The following is a 16,819-nucleotide window of genomic DNA, read 5'->3' as shown; positions in this document are numbered from 1 at the left end:
GACGCACGTGAACCTTCGCCTCAACGTGAGGCAGCATGTGCGCCGATGACGACACAGGTCGGGACGGGGTGGTGGAGTGCGCACGTCGTGGGGTTCGGCGACGGACCGCGGACGCGTCCGTGAGGTGAACGAGGACGCGCTCCTCGCGTACCCCCCGGTGTTCCTGGTGGCCGACGGCATGGGAGGGCACGACGCGGGGGATCTCGCGAGCCGCATCGCGGTCGAGGAGTTCGCGCAGCTGGCGGGTCAGCCGTCGGCGACCTCCGACGACGTGCACGCCTGCTTCTCGCGCACGTCCTCGCGGATCCGCTCGGAGTTCACACGCGGTCGTCAGGGCGGCACGACGGTTGCGGGCGTCGCCGTCACGGAGCACGACGGCGGGTGGTACTGGCTCGTGTTCAACGTGGGCGACTCGCGCGTCTACCGCTGGTCCGAGGGCGCGCTGTCCCAGGTGAGCGTGGACCACTCGGTCGTACAGGAGCTCATCGAGGCCGGCGACCTGAGCCTCGGCGACGCCCGACGCCACCCCGAGCGGCACGTGCTGACCCGCGCGCTCGGCACCGGCGAGCCCCCCGAGCCGGACTACTGGCTGCTCCCCGCCGGCGTCGACGACCGGCTGCTGATCTGCACGGACGGCCTGACGCGCGAGCTCGGCGACGACGACATCACCCGCGTGCTCGCCGCGGTCGACGACCCGCAGGAGGCCGCCGCGCGCCTCGTGCAGGACGCCCTGGAACGCGGTGGGCGCGACAACGTCAGCGCCGTCGTCGTCGACGTCGCGACGGCCACCGCGCCGGACCAGAGCCACGCGACCGCGCCGCGATCCGCGCCCGACCTCGGGCCGCACCTGTGGGACGAGATGCTCAACGGTGCGACGCTGCCCCGGTCGTCCACGCCCACCGCCGACACGTCCACGACCCCGCCGGCGGCTCCGTCGCCGCACGACGCCCAGGAGGACCTCGCATGACCGAGCGTGCCCACCACGAGTACCAGGACGGGCCGTGGACCGCGGTCGCGGGTGACGGGTTCCTCGCGCTGGTCGAGCCGGACGCGCCGTGGCGCCTCGTCGACGGCCTGTGGCAGGTGGCGCGCCGCGACGGTGACGTGCTGGGTGCGCTCGGCGTCGTCGCGGCGGACGGTTTCGCGGCGCTGCCGAGGTTCGCGGTCGTCCGCACGGACGCGGACGGGTCGGTGCACGCCGTGCTCCGCGGGCCGGTCCGGATGCGCCTGCACGGTGCCGACGGCGTGCAGGAGATCGCGGCCGGTGACGGCGCGGTCTGGACCGAGCACCGCGCGCTGGGCGTGCAGGGCTTCGAGGTCGTCGTCGACGACGTGCCGGACGCGACATGGTGGCCCCTGGTCGGTGGCGTGGTGCGGGCCGGCGGCCTGCGCACCGGTGCCGTCGCCGACGTGGACGCGGTGCCCGACACCGCGACGCACGAGCAGCCCGTCGTGCCGGCGCCCGCGCACGTCGACGAGCCGGTCGGGTCCGAGCCGGGTGACGGACTGCCCGCCGGCACCGGGCTCACGCCGGACGTGGTCGTGGCGGACGCCGAGCCGGAGGGCGTCGAGCCGACCGCGCTGCCCGGGCCGGTGTGGCCCGACGAGCTCGAGCCGGTCGCGTCGCCCGAGCAGGCGGAGGAGCTCGACGCGGTCGCGGCTCTCGAACCGGTCGCGTGGCAGGTGCCGGCAGACGAGCTCGAGCACGTCGTCGCGCCCGAGCCCGCCGCCGAGCTCGAGCACGCCCAGCCCGAGCCCGTCGCCCAGTCCGAGCTCGTCGCCGAGCCCGAGCTCGTCGCCGAGCCTGAGCCGGTCCACGAGCCCGAGCCCGAGCTCGTGGCGGAGCTCGAGCCCGTCGTGTACTCCCCGGTGTGGCCCGCCCCGGAGGCGGAGCCCGTGGCAGCCCACGAGCCCGAGCTCGACCCGGAGCCCGCGCCCGACATCCCGTGGTGGCCGCTCGTGACGCCGGCGGGCGACGTCCCGGTCGCCGTCGCGGTCCCGGCCGTCGACACCCCCGCGCCGGCCGCGCCGCCCTCGCTCGTCGCGACGGTCGAGCCGCAGGCGCACCCCGTGCTCGAGGAGCCGGAGCCCGACGACCACGACGGCATGACGATCCTGTCGAGCGACCTCGCGCGCCTGCGCGACCGGCTGCCCGCGTGGTCGCAGGACGCCGTGCCCGGGCCGTTCCCGACGCCCGAGGCCGCGCCGCTGCCGGCCCGGCTCGTGCTGTCGACGGGGCTGGTCGTGGCCCTCGACCGCGCGGTGCTGCTCGGCCGCGCGCCGCAGGTCGCCCGGGTGACGAACCGCGAGCTGCCGCGGCTCGTGACCGTGCCGAGCCCCAACCAGGACATCTCCCGCACGCATGCCGAGGTCCGCACGGAGGGCGAGCACGTCGTCGTCACGGACCTGGACTCCACGAACGGCGTGCACGTGTCGCGCCCCGGCGAGGGCGTGCGTCGCCTGCACCCCGGCGAGCCGAGCGTGGTGGGCACGGACGAGGTGGTGGACCTCGGTGACGGCGTCACGTTCACCGTGGAGCGCAGCGCGTGACTGCTCGTCGTGAGGCGTCCGCGCCGCCGGACCTGCCCGGGTACGAGTACGTGCGCGTGCTCGGCCTGGGCGGCTTCGCGGACGTCTTCCTGTACCGCCAGCACCTGCCGCGTCGCGACGTCGCGGTCAAGGTGCTGCTCGCGGGCAGCCTCGACGACGACGTGCGCGAGCGGTTCCAGACCGAGGCCAACCTCATGGCCCAGCTGTCGCACCACCCGTCGATCGTCACGATCCACCACGCCGCCATCGCCGCTGACGGTCGGCCGTTCCTCGTCATGGAGTACTGCTCGCGCGCGGGCCTGGCCGAGCGGTACCGCGCGGAGCGCATGCCGGTCCCGGAGGTCCTGCGCATCGGCGTGCGGCTCGCGTCCGCGGTCGAGACCGCGCACCGCGCCGGCATCCTGCACCGCGACATCAAGCCCGCGAACGTCCTGACCACGGACTTCGGGTGGCCCGCGCTGACCGACTTCGGGATCGCCGCGACGACCGGCCCGGCGGCGCAGACGATGGGCATGTCGATCCCGTGGTCGCCGCCGGAGATGCTCGCGGAGCACCCCTCGAGCGACGAGCGGTCGGACGTGTACGCGCTCGCCGCGACCGTCTACTCGCTGCTGGCGGGTCGCACGCCGTTCGAGCTCCCGGGCGGCAACAACAGCGCCCAGCAGCTCGTGGCCCGGATCGAGCGGTCCCCGCTGCCGCCCGTGGGTCGCGAGGACATGCCGCCGCAGCTGCAGGCCGTCCTCGACCGTGCGATGGCCAAGCACCCGTCGCGCCGCTACTCCTCGGCGATGGCGGTCGCGCGGGCGCTGCAGGAGGTCGAGGCCGGGCTGCGGCTGCCCGTGACGCCGCTCGACCTCATCGACGAGCCGACGTCCCCGTTCGAGGCCCCGCTCGACGGGGACGACGACGCGACCCGGCTGCGCGGCATCGCGCTGCCGGGCCCGCTCCAGGTCACCGGGCTCGACGACGAGGACGCGACCCGCGCCCGCTCGGTCGTGGTGGGCCGCCCGACGCTCGTCGCACCGCCGGTGACCGCCCCGACGGCGCACGTCGGGGTGCCCGACGGGCCGCCGCCGCGACGCGGTGCGCGGGTGGTCGCGGCCGTCGCGGGGCTCGTGGTGGTCGCCGCCGTGGTCGGAGTGCTCGTCGCGACCCTCGGCGGCGCCGACCCCGTCGGGCCCATCGCGCCGACCGACGACCTGGCCGCGCCCCAGACGGGCCCCGCGGCCGCGCCCGTCCCGGCGCCCCACTCGCTCGCCGGCGTGCGCGCCGCGGACGGCTCCGTCACCTTCACGTGGCAGAATCCCGAGCCCCAGGACGGGGACCAGTATCTCTGGGGTGTGCTGGCCGCGACCGGCGAGCCGACGCTCGAGGTCGTCGACACCGAGCGCGTCACGGTCCCCGCCGACCAGGCGACGGGTGAGGTGTGCGTCCAGGTGTCCATCGTGCGGGCGGACCGCAGCGCGTCGGCGCGGCCGGCGCAGGGGTGCGCGCCGTGATGCGGTGGGACCCGCGGACGTGGCGCCGGCGACCGCTGACGACGGTCGCGGCCGTGGTCACCGTGCCGGCGATCGTGCTGACGCTCGCCCTGGTGGACCGCGGGTTCCCGCTCGCGCGCGTCGACCTCAACGACGGCGGCGTGTGGCTCACCGCGACCAACCAGCTGAGCCTGGGCCGCTACAACGTGCCGGTCGAGGAGCTCGACGGCGGCGTGGTGACCACGAGCAGCGACTTCGACGTGCAGCAGGACGAGGGCTGGGTGCTGCTCGTCGAGCCCGGGACGATCGCCGTGGTCGACCCCGCGACGGTCGCGACGACCACCCAGGTGGCGACGCCCGGCGCGAAGGTGTCGATGGCGGCCGGGCGCGTCGCCGTGGTCGACGGTGCGGGCGACACGTGGGTGCGTCAGATGTCCGAGCTGGACCTGCTCGACCTGGACGACGGCGCCCCTGACCTGCAGCTCGGCGAGGGCGGCGCGGCAGTCGTCGCACGCAGCGGCGCGGTGCTGGCGGTCGCGCCCGAGGACGGCGCGGTGACGTTCGTGCCCGCGACGCAGCCCGTCGCGCCGCAGTCGGCGGGCACCCTCGGCCCCGTCGACGTGGACGCCGTGACCGCGGTGGGCGACGAGCTCGTGGTGCTGTCCGGGAGCACCGTCAGCACGCTCGCCGGCGAGGTGACGGTCGACGACACCGACCTGGTGCTGCAGCAGCCCGGCCCCGCGGCGAGCACCGTGCTGGTGTCGGGTCGCTCGGCGGTGTGGGAGGTGCCGCTCGACGGCGGCACGCCGCGCCGGCACGACACGACCGGCTCGGGAACCCCGGCAAGACCGGTGCGCGTGGGGGAGTGCGCGTACGCGGCGTGGTCGTCGGCGATCGGCTCGTCGCTGCAGCTGTGCGACGGCGCGGACGCGCAGGTGGACGACCTCGAGGGCATGACCGCGTCCGACCGACTGGAGTTCCGCGTGAACCGCGGCCTGGTCGTGCTCAACGAGACCGCAGGTGGGCGGGTGTGGCTGCCGCAGGAGGACACCGCGGTCCGCGTCCCCAACTGGGACGACATCGTGCCCGAGGAGGACCCGGACGAGTCCGAGGAGGACTCCGAGAGCGGCGAGGTCACGCAGGAGCCCGTCACGGAGTGCAGCGAGCAGAGCTCGCCGCCCGTCGCCGTCGACGACGAGTTCGGCGTGCGCGCCGGCCGGACGCGCGTGCTGCCCGTGATCGACAACGACTCGTCGTCCGACTGCGGGATCCTCGTGATCTCCCAGGTCGACGCGCTGCCCGCGGACTTCGGCACGGTCGAGCAGGTCCGCGGGGGCCGGGCGCTGCAGGTGCACGTGCTCGCCGGCGCGACCGGCACCGCGCAGCTCCAGTACACCGTGACCGACGGCCGGGGGGTCAACGCGCCCTCGACGGCGACCGTGCGGCTCACGGTGAGCGACGGCGACGCCGCGCCCGTGCAGGTGCGCACGTCCTCGCTGACGGTCGAGACCGGCGGGCAGCTCGTCCACGGCGTGCTCGCCGACTTCCAGGACGCCGACGGCGACGACCTGCTGCTGGTCGGGGCGACCGCGGACCCGTCGGCCGGGACCGCGCGCTTCCGCCAGGACGGCGTGCTGACGTTCACCGCGGACGGCGGGGGTCTGGGACGCACGACCGTGCAGGTGCAGGTGTCCGACGGCACGAACGTCGTGGACGGCGAGGTCGTCGTCGACGTGCGCGCCGCCGGGTCGGTGCCGCCCCAGATCGACCCGGTGCACGCCGTGACCTACGTCGGCCAGGAGGTCGTCGTGCGTCCGCTCGACGCCGTCCGCTCGGCGTCGACCGAGCCGCCGCGCCTGGCAGCGGTGTCCGACGTCGTCGGCGCGACGATCGTGCCCGACCTGACGGCCGGCACGTTCGCGTTCAAGGCACCCCGCGCCGGCCCCTACTACGTGGAGTTCGTCGTGACGGCCGCGCCGCAGCAGGCGACCGGCATCGCGCGGATCGACGTGCGCGAGTGGCCCGAGCAGGCGCAGCCGCCGGTGGCCGTCCGCGACCTCGCGCTGCTGCCCGCGGGCGGCGAGGTGACGATCGACCCGCTCGCGAACGACGAGGACCCCGCCAACAACGTGCTCGTGCTGCAGTCCGTGACCACGCCCGAGGACTCCGGGCTGCAGGTCGCGGTGATCGAGCACCGGTACGTGCAGATCCGCGCCGACCGCACGCCCGACGGGCCGGTCGTCCTGGCGTACGAGGTGTCGAACGGCTCGGCGTCGGCGTTCGGCGAGATCGTCGTGCAGCCCGTCCCGCCGTCCGCGTCGTCCCAGCCGCCGGTCGTGCCCAACGTCGAGGCGACGGTCCGCGCGGGCGGCGTCGTGACGATCCCCGTGCTCGCCGGCGCGTCGGACCCGGACGGCGACCAGCTCACCGTGCTGCGGGACCTGCCGGAGCCGTTGGCCGGGGGCGACGGCCTGCTGTTCGTGTCCGGCGACGTGCTGCGGTACCAGGCGCCCGACCGCGCCCTGACGGCGCGCGCGACGTTCGCGGTCGAGGACACCGCCGGCAACGTCACGGCCGCCACGGTCACCGTGCGCGTGCACGAGTCGGACCCGGCCACCAAGTCCCCACCGCGGCCGCAGGACATCGAGGCGCGCGTGTTCGAGGGCGACACCGTGCGCATCCCGGTGCCGCTCGTCGGGATCGACGACGACGGCGACGGCGTGACGCTGCTCGGTCAGGCGTCGGCGGCAACCCTCGGGCGGGTCACCGAGGTCGGCGCGGACTGGATCGAGTACGAGGCGTTCCCCGGCTCGCGCGGCACCGACACGTTCACGTACGCGGTCGAGGACTGGGTGGGCCAGCGGGCCGTGGCGACCGTCCGGGTCGGCATCGCGCCGCGCCCGTCGGGCGCCTCGGGCGTGGTCGCGGTCGACGACGCCGTGACCCTGCGGCCGGGGCAGCGCGTCGAGGTGCGCGTCCTGGCCAACGACATCGACTCCACGGGCCGCGAGCTCGCGCTCGACTCGATCGAGGTGCCCGAGGGCGTCGAGGCGGCGATCCAGGGTCGGCGCATCGCCGTCACGGCGCCGACGTCCCCGGGCGTGGTGCAGATCCAGTACCTCGTGACGAACGACGGCGGCGGCCGCGACTACGGCGTGCTGACGGTGACGGTGACGGACGACGCGCCCGTCGAGCCCCCGATCGCCCGGGACGTGCTGGTCCCCGCGATCGACACGCTCGGCAAGACCGAGGTCTCGGTCGACGTGCTGGCCGTGGCGCAGAACCCGTCCGGGCCGCTGTCGGACCTCGTCGTGTCGGTCCCGGCGTCCCATGCGGACGTCGCGCGGGTAACGGAGGACGGCGACGTCGTCGTGACGCTCGTCGACTACTCGCAGACGGTGCCGTACCGCCTGGTCAACAGCACCGAGCCGTCGGCGAACGCGTACGCGTTCATCACGGTCCCGGCGCTCGGGTTCTTCCCGCCGCAGCTGCGTCCGCGGGCCCCCGAGCTGCGGGTCGCGAGCGGTGAGCAGCTGGTGATCCCGCTCGCCGAGCACGTGCAGGTCGCCCCGGGCCGCGAGCCGAGCATCGCGGACCCCACCCAGGTCACCGCGGCGCGCTCCGACGGCTCCGAGCTGGTCCGCGACGCGGGCACGATCGTCTTCACGTCGGCCGCGGGCTACGCAGGGCCCGCGTCGATCACGGTGCCCGTCACCGACGCGACGGGTGCGTCCGACGCGTCCGCGCGGACCGCCCTGCTCACGCTCCAGATCACGGTCTACGCCGTCGACGACTACCCGCCGACGTTCGACGCCCCGACGGTCGAGGTCGAGGCGGGAGCGGCGGCCACCACGCGCGTCGACCTGCTCGCGCTGACGCGCGGTCCCGAGCAGGCCGACGGTGAGGCGACCGCAGCCGACCGCTACGGATTCCGGTCGGTGTCCGGGGTCCCGGCCGGGTTCGCGGCCGTGCTCGAGGGCACCGACCTGCTGGTCTCTGCGGACGCGACCACCCCCAAGGGCACGACCGGGCGGCTCGAGCTGCAGCTGACCTACGGTCGCACCGGCGTCATGGACGTCGGCGTCGACCTGCGCGTCATCGCCAGCACGCGTCGCACCGCGACCGTCCAGAACTTCACCGTGGACGACGGCGCGCAGGGCCGGGAGACGACGGTCGACGTGCTGGAGGGCTCGTTCAACCCGTTCCCCGACCAGGGACCTCTCACGGTCGTCGGCGCGGTCGTCGAGACCGCCGGCGCGGGCACGGCCGGCGCGACGTCGGGCACGGTCTCCGTGCGTCCGAGCGCCACCTTCATCGGCCAGATGGTCGTGCGGTACCGCGTGCGCGACGTGACCGGCGACCCGGGCCGCGAGGTCGAGGGGCGCGTCACGGTCCGCGTGAGCGGCGTGCCGCTCGCACCGGCGCCGCCGCGCATCGGCGAGATCCGCGACCGCACGGTCGTGCTGTCGTGGACCGCGCCGGACAACCAGGGCGAGCCGATCATCGAGTACCGGGTGACCGCCCCCGGAGGCATCGCCCGGACCTGCGTGAGCACGACGTGCACGATCGACGGCCTGACCAACGACGTCGAGTACACGTTCACCGTCGCGGCCCGCAACCGCGTCGGGTGGTCCGCGGAGTCGCCGGCGTCCGCGCCCGCACGCCCCGACGCGGTGCCGGACATCCCCGGGTCGCCGCGGCTGGTGTTCGGCGACCAGGCGGTCACGGCCTCGTGGGCGGCGCCGGTCTCGAACGGCTCGCCCGTGACGAGCTACACCGTCGAGATCAGCCCGTCGCCCGAGTCGGGCGCAGCCAGCCGGACCACCACGTCCACGTCGTACACGTTCGACCGGCTGCGCAACGGTGTCGCGTACTCGGTGCGGGTCCGCGCGCACAACAAGGCGCCGGAGCCGAGCGGGTGGAGCGCGTGGTCGGCGACGGAGATCCCTGCGGCGGCCCCTGGTGCGCCACGCGACCTGTCCGCAACCCGGGAGAACACTGCGCTCGGGGGGCAGATCACCGTCCGCTGGGGAGACACCGTGTCCAACGGCGACGCCATCCAGGGCTACCAGCTCGTGATCAGCGGTGGCGCCGGAGCCGGCACGTTCTCGCTGGGCGCGGACGCGCGCTCCTACCCGTTCACGGGGGCGGCCAACGGGGTCGAGTACACGTTCGGGCTCCGGGCGTACAACAAGGCCGGTAGCGGTGAGGTCGCCACCACGACCGCCGCCACCTACGGACTCCCGGGTGCGCCGGGTACGCCGACCGCGACACCCCAGATCGGGCAGGGGTCGGTCCGGCTCGCGTGGGCTCCGGCGGACCCCAACGGGTCAGCCGTCCAGCAGTACGTCGTGCGCGTGATCGCGGCGGGCGAGGACCGAACGCTTGACGCAGGGTCTGGTACGTCCACGCTGGTGGGCGGCCTGACGGGCGGAAAGGACTACTCCTTCACCGTGACAGCGCGGAATGCGCAGGGAGAGGGTGCGGCGAGCGGTGCCGGGACCGCGACGCCATCCGTCCCACCAGGCCAGCCCTCGGTCTCTCCGCCGGAGGTGGCCACGACAGGCACCGCCAACAGGCCGTCGACGCTCCGGATCCGCTGGAACGGCGTCGTGGCAGGTTCGACGTCCGCCGTCACCTATCACTTCGTCGTCAGGGGCCCCGGCGGCGAGATCGAGCGGTCGACCGACCAGACCGAGGCCACGGTGGACGTCAGCGGGTGGAACTTCAGCCCGCTCGGCTCGTCCGTCTCCGTCGAGGTCCGTGCCACGACGTCGGTGGGGGGTCAGGAACTGACCGGTGGGACCGGGTCGGCCAGCGCGAGCATCGGTCGCTGGGGCAACGCACCCGGAACCCCGACCACCCCTGGGCTCATCGCAGATGACGCAGCCGCGCCGAGCTTGCTCACAGCCACGTGGTCCCCTCCGGCGGACGGCGGTGTCGCGATCTCGGGCTATCGCGTGCGCTGGCGCGTCGTCGCCGCGGGCGGGGGTGAGCGTGTCCGCGAGTGGGACCGCGATGCGTCCGCGACGCAGGATGAGCGGTCGATCGGTGAGCTCGGGCTTGCCGCAGGGGACACGGTCGCCGTCTCGGTCCGTGCCACGAACTCGGTCGGCGACGGTGGTTGGTCTGCGGAGGCGACCTATACCGTCCCCACGGCACCGGACCCCGAGCCACCGGACCCGCCCGCGCCCGGAGGCGACGGATGACGCCCCCCGCGCCCCGCCGACCGACCCACCCCCTGGACTGGAGCCCCCGCAGATGACCCCCGAGCAGACCACCTGGTTCGCCGAGACCTTCGACGCGCTCGTGGCCAACGTGGGGCAGGCGCTCCTCGGCAAGGACGAGACCATCCGTCTCGTGCTGACGGCGATGCTGGCCGACGGGCACGTGCTGCTGGAGGACGCCCCCGGCACCGGCAAGACGTCGCTGGCCAAGGCGATCTCGGCGACCGTGCAGGGCTCGCACCACCGCATCCAGTTCACGCCGGACCTGCTGCCCTCCGACGTGACCGGCGTGACGATCTACGACCAGTCGTCGCAGCGGTTCGAGTTCCACCCGGGGCCGATCTTCGCGTCCGTCGTGCTGGCGGACGAGATCAACCGCGCGTCGCCCAAGACGCAGGCGGCGCTGCTCGAGGTCATGGAGGAGGCGAACGTCACCGTCGACGGCGTGACCCACCCCGTGGGGCGGCCGTTCATGGTGATCGCCACGCAGAACCCCATCGAGCAGGCCGGCACTTACCGGCTGCCCGAGGCCCAGCTCGACCGGTTCCTGCTCAAGACGTCGCTCGGCTACCCGGACCGGGCGTCGTCGGTCGAGATCCTCGCCGGTGCGAAGGACCGCACGACCGCGCTGCGCCCCCGCATCACGACGCAGGCGGTCGGCACGATGTCGGACCTCGCGCTGACCGTGCACGTCGACGACGCGGTGCTCGACTACGTCGCGCGCCTGCTCGAGGCGACGCGCGACGACGCCCAGACGTCGCTCGGGGCCAGCATCCGCGGCGGGCTCGCACTGGTGCGGTGCGCCAAGGTGCGCGCAGCGTCCGACGGCCGCGACTACGTCCTGCCCGACGACATCAAGGCGCTCGCGCAGTCGGTGCTCGCGCACCGCATCATGCTGGACTCGGAGGCCGAGTTCGCCGGGGTGACCGCGACCGAGGTCGTCGCGCGCGTGCTGGGGCAGGTCACGCCGCCTGCCCTGCGGCAGGGCTGAGCCATGGGTCTGCGCGTCGCGCCCCTCGGGTGGGGGGTCGCCGTCCTGGCGCTCGTCGCCCTCGTGGCGGGACGCCTGCTCGGCTGGGGCGAGCTCGCCGCGCTGGGTGTGGCGCTGCTCGGTGTGGTCGTCGTGTCGCTCCTCATGACCGTGGGGCGCACGCGCTACCGCGTCGTGCTCGACCTGGCGGACCACCGCGTGCGCATCGGGCAGCGCGCCGTCGGGCGTGTCGACGTGCACAACGCGGCCCGGCGCCGGTCGCTCCCGTCGCAGGTCGACCTGCCGGTGGGGGACCGCGTCGTGGAGCTCTCCGTGCCGAGCCTGCCGCCGGGCGGCGGCCACGACGACCTGTTCGCGGTGCCCACGCACCGGCGCGCCGTGATCGTCGTGGGACCCGTGGTCTCCCGCCGCGGCGACCCGCTGGGCCTGCTGCAGCGCCGCCTGCGGTGGACCGAGCCGGCCGAGCTGTTCGTCCACCCCGAGGTCGTCGCGCTGGGCGGCGCCAACGCGGGGCTGCTGCGTGACCTCGAGGGTCAGGCGACGCGCGACCTGTCCGACTCCGACCTGAACTTCCACGCGCTGCGTGACTACGTGGCCGGCGACGACCGCCGCTACATCCACTGGCGCACCACGGCACGCCGCGGGAAGCTCATGGTCAAGCAGTTCGAGGACACGCGCCGCACCCTCACCTCGATCGCGCTCGCGACCGCCGTCGGCGACTACGCCCACCCCGACGAGCTCGAGCTGGCCGTCTCGGTCGCCGCGTCGGTCGCCGTGCAGGCGATCCGGGACGAGCGGGACGTCGAGGTCCTCGCGGGTGCGGGCCGGCTGCGCACCGGGACGCCCCCGCTGCTGCTCGACGACTGCGCGCGGCTGTCCTGGTCGCCCGCGGGCGCCGGGGTCGTGCTGCTGGGGCGCCGTGTCGTGCGCGAGACGCCGGACGCGTCCGTCGCGTTCCTCGTGACCGGCGGGGCCCCGTCGGACGCGGACCTGCGGCTCGGGGCCCGCGCGCTGCCCACCGGCACGCGCGCGGTCGTGATCCGCTGCGCGCTCGACCAGGACGTCGCGGTCCGCACGCAGGGCGCGCTGACGCTCGCGACCGTCGGGAGCCTCGCGGACCTGCCGCGGGCGCTGCGCCGGGTGGTCGGATGAGCGCCGCGGCACCCGGGGGCGGGCGATGAGGCCGGGACAGCGGATCGGTGTGCGCGAGCCCGCGGACGCCGTGCGCGACGTGCTCGTGCTGCTGGTCGCGGTCGGCCTGGCGCTGACGCCCCTGCTGCCCGCCTACGGCACCGCGGCGGTGCTGCCGGCGCTGGTGGGCGGGGTCCTGCTCGGCGCCGGCGTCGCGGTGGTCGGTGCGCTGCGCCGGTGGTCGGCGCTCGTGGTGGTCGCGGTCCTCGTCGGCGTGTACGCCCTGGCAGGGGGAGCGCTCGCGGCGCCGTCGACGACGATCGGCGGCGTGCTGCCGACTCCCGCGACGTTCGTCGCGCTGGCCCGCGGCGCGGCGTCGACGTGGAAGCAGGTCCTCACGCTGCAGCCGCCCGTGGGCACCGCCGGCACGCTGCTCGTCGCGGCGTTCCTGCTCGCGCTCGTCGGGACCGCCGCGGCGCTGTCGCTGACGCTGCGCGTGCGCCGCGCCGCGGTGGCCGCGGCCGCCGGGCTCGTGCCGCTGCTCGTCCTGGTCGGCGCCGTCGCGCTGGGGACGCGGCAGCCCCCGGTGCCGCCGACCGTGGCGGGCACGCTGCTCGCGGCGCTGCTGCTGACGTGGGCGGCGTGGCGGACGGGGTCGTGGCGGCCGCGGCGTCTCGTCGCGACCGGTGTGCTGGCGGTGGTCGCGGCCACGGGCGGCCTGCTGGGCGGTCCGCTGGTCGTCGCCGACCAGCCGCGCGTCGTCGTCCGCGACGAGATCGTGCCGCCGTTCGACCCACGCGACTACCCGAGCCCCCTGGCCTCGTTCCGCCGCCTGGTCAAGCTCGACGAGACGGTGCTGATGACCGTCGACGGGCTGCCGCAGGGTGCGCGGGTCCGGCTGGCGACGTTCGACCGGTACGACGGCGTGGTGTTCAACGTCGCCGGTGACGGGTCGGCGCAGGCCTCGGGCGAGTTCCGGCGCGTCGGCGACCGGCTCGACGTCGCGGTGCGGGGCGAGTCGGCGCGCGTCGAGGTCACGGTCGGGGCGTTGCAGGGCGTGTGGCTGCCGACCGTCGGGCAGGCCCGTTCCATCGACCTCGGACGCGTCACCGGGGACCTGCGGTACAACGACGCGACTGGTGCCGCGGTCCTCACGTCGGGGGTGCGCGAGGGCATGACCTACACGCTGGACGTGGTGGTGCCCACCGTGCCCGACGACGAGACGATCGGCGGGGCCGCCCCGGGGCCCGTCGTGCAGCCGGCGCCGAGCGGCGTGCCGCAGGCGGTCGTCGTCGCCGCGGCCGACATCGCGCGCGACGCGGGCACACACGTCCAGGTCGCCCGCGCGATCTCGACGCAGCTGGCGGAGCAGGGCTACTTCAGCCACGGCCTGACCGACGCGGGCGACCACCCCTCGCTGGCCGGTCACGGCGCCGCGCGCCTCGCGGACCTGCTGGCGGGCGAGGTGACGGTCGGCGACGGCGAGCAGTACGCGGCGGCCGCGGCGCTCATGATCCGCGAGATGGGGCTGCCCGCGCGCGTCGTGCTCGGCTTCGACCCCGGGTCCGGCGACGACGACGAGGGCGACGGCGAGGTCGTCGTGCCGACCGACGAGGACGGTGCCGTCGAGATCCGCGGACGCGACGTCCAGGCGTGGGTCGAGGTGGCGTTCGCGGGGCACGGCTGGGTGCCCTTCGACGTGACGCCGCCGCGCTCGCGCACCCCCGAGCAGGAGCAGGAGGAGACGGACACCGACCCGCAGCCGCAGGTCGTGCAGCCGCCCGCCCTGCCGCCCGACCGGGTCACGCCCCCCGACGACGACACCGAGCAGCCGCAGGCAGAGGACCCGGCCGCCGACGACTCCGGGCTCGCGACGTGGCTGCGGATCGCGGCGTGGACGGGGATCGGGCTCGGTGGCGTCCTGGTGCTGCTGTCCCCGTTGCTCGTGGTGGTCGCGCTGAAGGCGCGGCGGCGGCGGCGTCGACGCCGGGCCGCGGACCCGGTGCGCCGGGTCGCGGGCGGGTGGGACGAGGTCGTCGACACCGCACGCGACATGGGCGGGGTACCGCCGGCTGCCGCGACGCGCCGGGAGACGGCGCGCGACTGGTCCGCCACCCTCGCAGGCCGCCACCCGGCGGTCGCGGCGCGGGTCGAGGCGCTCGCGCGCCGCGCCGACCGCGCGGTGTTCGCCGCCGGCACGCCCGACAGTTCCGAGGTCGAGGCGTACTGGGCGGACGTCGACGCGACCGTCGGGGCGCTGCGGCGGACCCTGCCGTGGCGCGGGCGCGTCCGGACGCGGGCGTCGCTGGCGTCGTTGCGGCGGGCGGCGCGGTCGCAGCCGCGTCCACCGCGCACGCGGGCCGCGCGACCGCCCGCGACGACGCAGAGCCAGACCCGCACGACCCGCCGAGCCCGCCGAGGTGAACGATGACCGTCCGACCAGCGACCGACCTCGACGACCGGCCGGCCGGCCTGGGCCGGCGGTTCCTCGCGGTGCTCGTCGACCAGGTGGTCGTGCTGCTGCTGGGCGGCGGCGTGGTGCTGGCCACGGCGCTGCGGGCGGTCGCGGCCGTGCGCGACGGCGTCGACCAGGTCCCCGTCGTGCCTGCCCCCCTGCTGGTGGCGGGGACGCTGCTCGCGCTGGCCGTCACGGTGGCGCAGTGGCTCGCGCACGGGCGGTACGGCTGGACGCTGGGACGACGCCTGCTCGGGGTCCGGACCGTCGACGTGCACAGCCGGCGCCCGATCGGCCCGGGCCGGGTCCTCGTGCGCGGGCTGGTCGTCGCGGCCGGTGCGCTCGTCCTCGCGGTGGGTCACCTCGTGGTGCTCCTGTCGCCGTTGCTCGACCGGACCGGCCGACGGCGGGGGTGGCACGACCGCGCCGTCGACGCCGAGGTGCTGCGCGTGAGCGCGACGCGGGCGACGGGTGCACGCGGGACGACCGCGGCGCCGGTGCGCCGCGCGGCGGCCCGCGCCGGGAGCGGCCGGGCGGGTGGCAGCCCCGAGGCTTCCGACGAGCCGTTCCGGCCCCCGGCGCCCCCGGCCGACGCGTCGCCAGCAGCGGGTGCGGCAGCCCGGCCTGCCGCCGCAGCACCCGTCACGTCCGCGACGCCACCGCCGCCCGCGACGCCCGCGGGTGGCCTGGTGCTCGCGCCGCTGCACCCGCAGCGCGCGGCGCCGGACCTCGACACCCGGGCGATCCCGGTCGTGCGGGCGGCGCCGACGCTCGCGTTCGGCCTCGCACCCGAGCTCGAGCTGACGCGCCCGGCGGCCCCGCGTGCCGACGTGGTGCCCGAGCCGCGGGCGGCGACGTCGCCCGGTCTGCGCGTCGCGCTCGACGACGGCCGCGTGCTCACCGTCGAGCGGCTCGCGCTCGTCGGACGCAACCCGTCGCCGGGGGCCGAGGTGCAGGTCGTGCGCGTCGTGGACCCGACCCGCTCGGTCTCCAAGACGCACCTGCAGCTCGCGGTCGACGGCGCCGGCGGCTCCTGGGTCGTGGACCGCGGCTCGACCAACGGGACGGTCGTGACGCTGCCGGACGGGGGGCAGGTCGTGTGCCGCGTGGACCACCCGGTCCGGCTGCGCGAGGGCGCGGTCGTCGTGTTCGGCGACCGGTCCCTGCGGGTCGTGGCGATGCCCGCGCCGCGGTCGGGTCCGGCCCCGACCCGCTAGCGCGCCGGGTCGGTGCCCGCCCGCGCGACGAGGGCGCCGAGTGCGTCGAGCACGCGCTCCAGGCCGAAGCGCCACGCGTGCTCGGCGCTGTACGGGGCGTCCATGGCCGCGCCGGCGGCCGCTCCGACGCGGCGGGCGAGCGCGTACCGCTCGCCGACGTAGCCCGTGAGCCGCTCGCTCCACGCGGACCAGACGAGTGCCATGTCCGCGGCGTGCGGGTCGGGTCGGCGGGCCCGTGCGGACGCGCGGACGAAGTCGGACAGGAACGTCAGGGCCGCGTCGCGGTCGACGTCGCCCAGGCCGGTGCCGTCGAACGCGTGCAGCTGGTGGTCGTAGGCGGCGATCGTGCCGGGGCCGAACGCGGTGCGCTGGTCGGTGACGTCGAGCAGCCACGGGTGGGCGTCGTAGAGCGCGAGGTCGGCGTCGGCCACCTGCCGCACGCGGTCGCGCCAGGTGCCGGTGCCAGTGGGCCGTGCCTGGCGCGCCCGGACCGTGTCGGCCATGAGGACGAGGAGGTCGTCGCGCGACCCGACGTGCGTGTAGAGCGCGTTGGCGGCGACACCGAGGCGGGCACCGAGCCGGCGCACGCTCACGGCGTCCAGCCCGTCGTCGTCGGCCAGGGCGACGGCCTCCTCGACGCACCGCGTCGTCGTCACCTTGGACCGCGGACCGCGCGCCCCGGCGGCGGGGGCGGCGGGGTGGTCGCGCCACAGCAGGTCGACGAGCTCGCGTGCCATCGGTCCTCCGGGAATACAACGCTGAGCGGATAC

General features: G+C 75.8%; 9 protein-coding genes. 8 read left to right on the top strand and 1 reads right to left on the bottom strand.

What is annotated here, in order from left to right; genetic code table 11:
- Window positions 1–76 precede the first annotated feature (76 nt).
- From OKX07_RS11850 to OKX07_RS11815, 8 genes are read left to right on the top strand one after another with little or no spacing between them, the layout of a single operon-like run.
- Window positions 77–967 (top strand): PP2C family protein-serine/threonine phosphatase, encoded by an 891-nt coding sequence (locus OKX07_RS11850; protein ID WP_265628276.1) that lies wholly within the window; start codon window positions 77–79, stop codon window positions 965–967.
- Window positions 964–2,550, top strand: coding sequence for an FHA domain-containing protein (locus tag OKX07_RS11845; RefSeq protein ID WP_265628275.1), 1,587 nt, complete (start codon window positions 964–966; stop codon window positions 2,548–2,550). Before OKX07_RS11850 ends, OKX07_RS11845 begins: the two co-directional genes overlap by 4 nt.
- Window positions 2,547–4,049 carry a serine/threonine-protein kinase gene (locus tag OKX07_RS11840; protein ID WP_265628274.1) on the top strand — a complete coding sequence of 501 codons (1,503 nt, stop codon included), beginning with the start codon at window positions 2,547–2,549 and terminating at the stop codon, window positions 4,047–4,049. The genes OKX07_RS11845 and OKX07_RS11840 overlap by 4 nt, the downstream gene beginning before the upstream one ends.
- Window positions 4,049–10,237, top strand: coding sequence for an Ig-like domain-containing protein (locus tag OKX07_RS11835; protein WP_265631910.1), 6,189 nt, complete (start codon window positions 4,049–4,051; stop codon window positions 10,235–10,237). The genes OKX07_RS11840 and OKX07_RS11835 overlap by 1 nt, the downstream gene beginning before the upstream one ends.
- A gap of 52 nt (window positions 10,238–10,289) precedes the next feature.
- A complete protein-coding gene (locus OKX07_RS11830) occupies window positions 10,290–11,246 on the top strand; it encodes an AAA family ATPase (protein WP_265628273.1) in 957 nt (318 codons plus the stop codon).
- Between the two features lie 3 nt (window positions 11,247–11,249).
- Complete coding sequence (locus OKX07_RS11825) at window positions 11,250–12,398, top strand: DUF58 domain-containing protein (protein WP_265628272.1); 1,149 nt, start codon at window positions 11,250–11,252, stop codon at window positions 12,396–12,398.
- Between the two features lie 25 nt (window positions 12,399–12,423).
- Window positions 12,424–14,808: a transglutaminase-like domain-containing protein gene (locus tag OKX07_RS11820; RefSeq protein ID WP_265628271.1), complete on the top strand. Its 2,385-nt coding sequence runs from the start codon at window positions 12,424–12,426 to the stop codon at window positions 14,806–14,808.
- The gene (locus OKX07_RS11815) at window positions 14,805–16,049 is read left to right on the top strand and encodes an RDD family protein (RefSeq protein WP_265628270.1); all 1,245 of its coding nucleotides are present in this window, start codon (window positions 14,805–14,807) and stop codon (window positions 16,047–16,049) included. Before OKX07_RS11820 ends, OKX07_RS11815 begins: the two co-directional genes overlap by 4 nt.
- On the opposite strand, the gene OKX07_RS11810 is transcribed toward OKX07_RS11815, so the two are convergent.
- Window positions 16,046–16,786 (bottom strand): TetR/AcrR family transcriptional regulator, encoded by a 741-nt coding sequence (locus OKX07_RS11810; protein WP_265628269.1) that lies wholly within the window; start codon window positions 16,784–16,786, stop codon window positions 16,046–16,048. The two genes, OKX07_RS11815 and OKX07_RS11810, sit on opposite strands and share 4 nt — an antisense overlap.
- Window positions 16,787–16,819 lie beyond the last annotated feature (33 nt).

Source organism: Cellulomonas sp. S1-8 (assembly GCF_026184235.1).
Taxonomy (GTDB): domain Bacteria; phylum Actinomycetota; class Actinomycetes; order Actinomycetales; family Cellulomonadaceae; genus Cellulomonas.
Note: the sequence above shows the minus strand (reverse complement) of the source record. Positions and strands in the feature narration are given on the sequence as shown.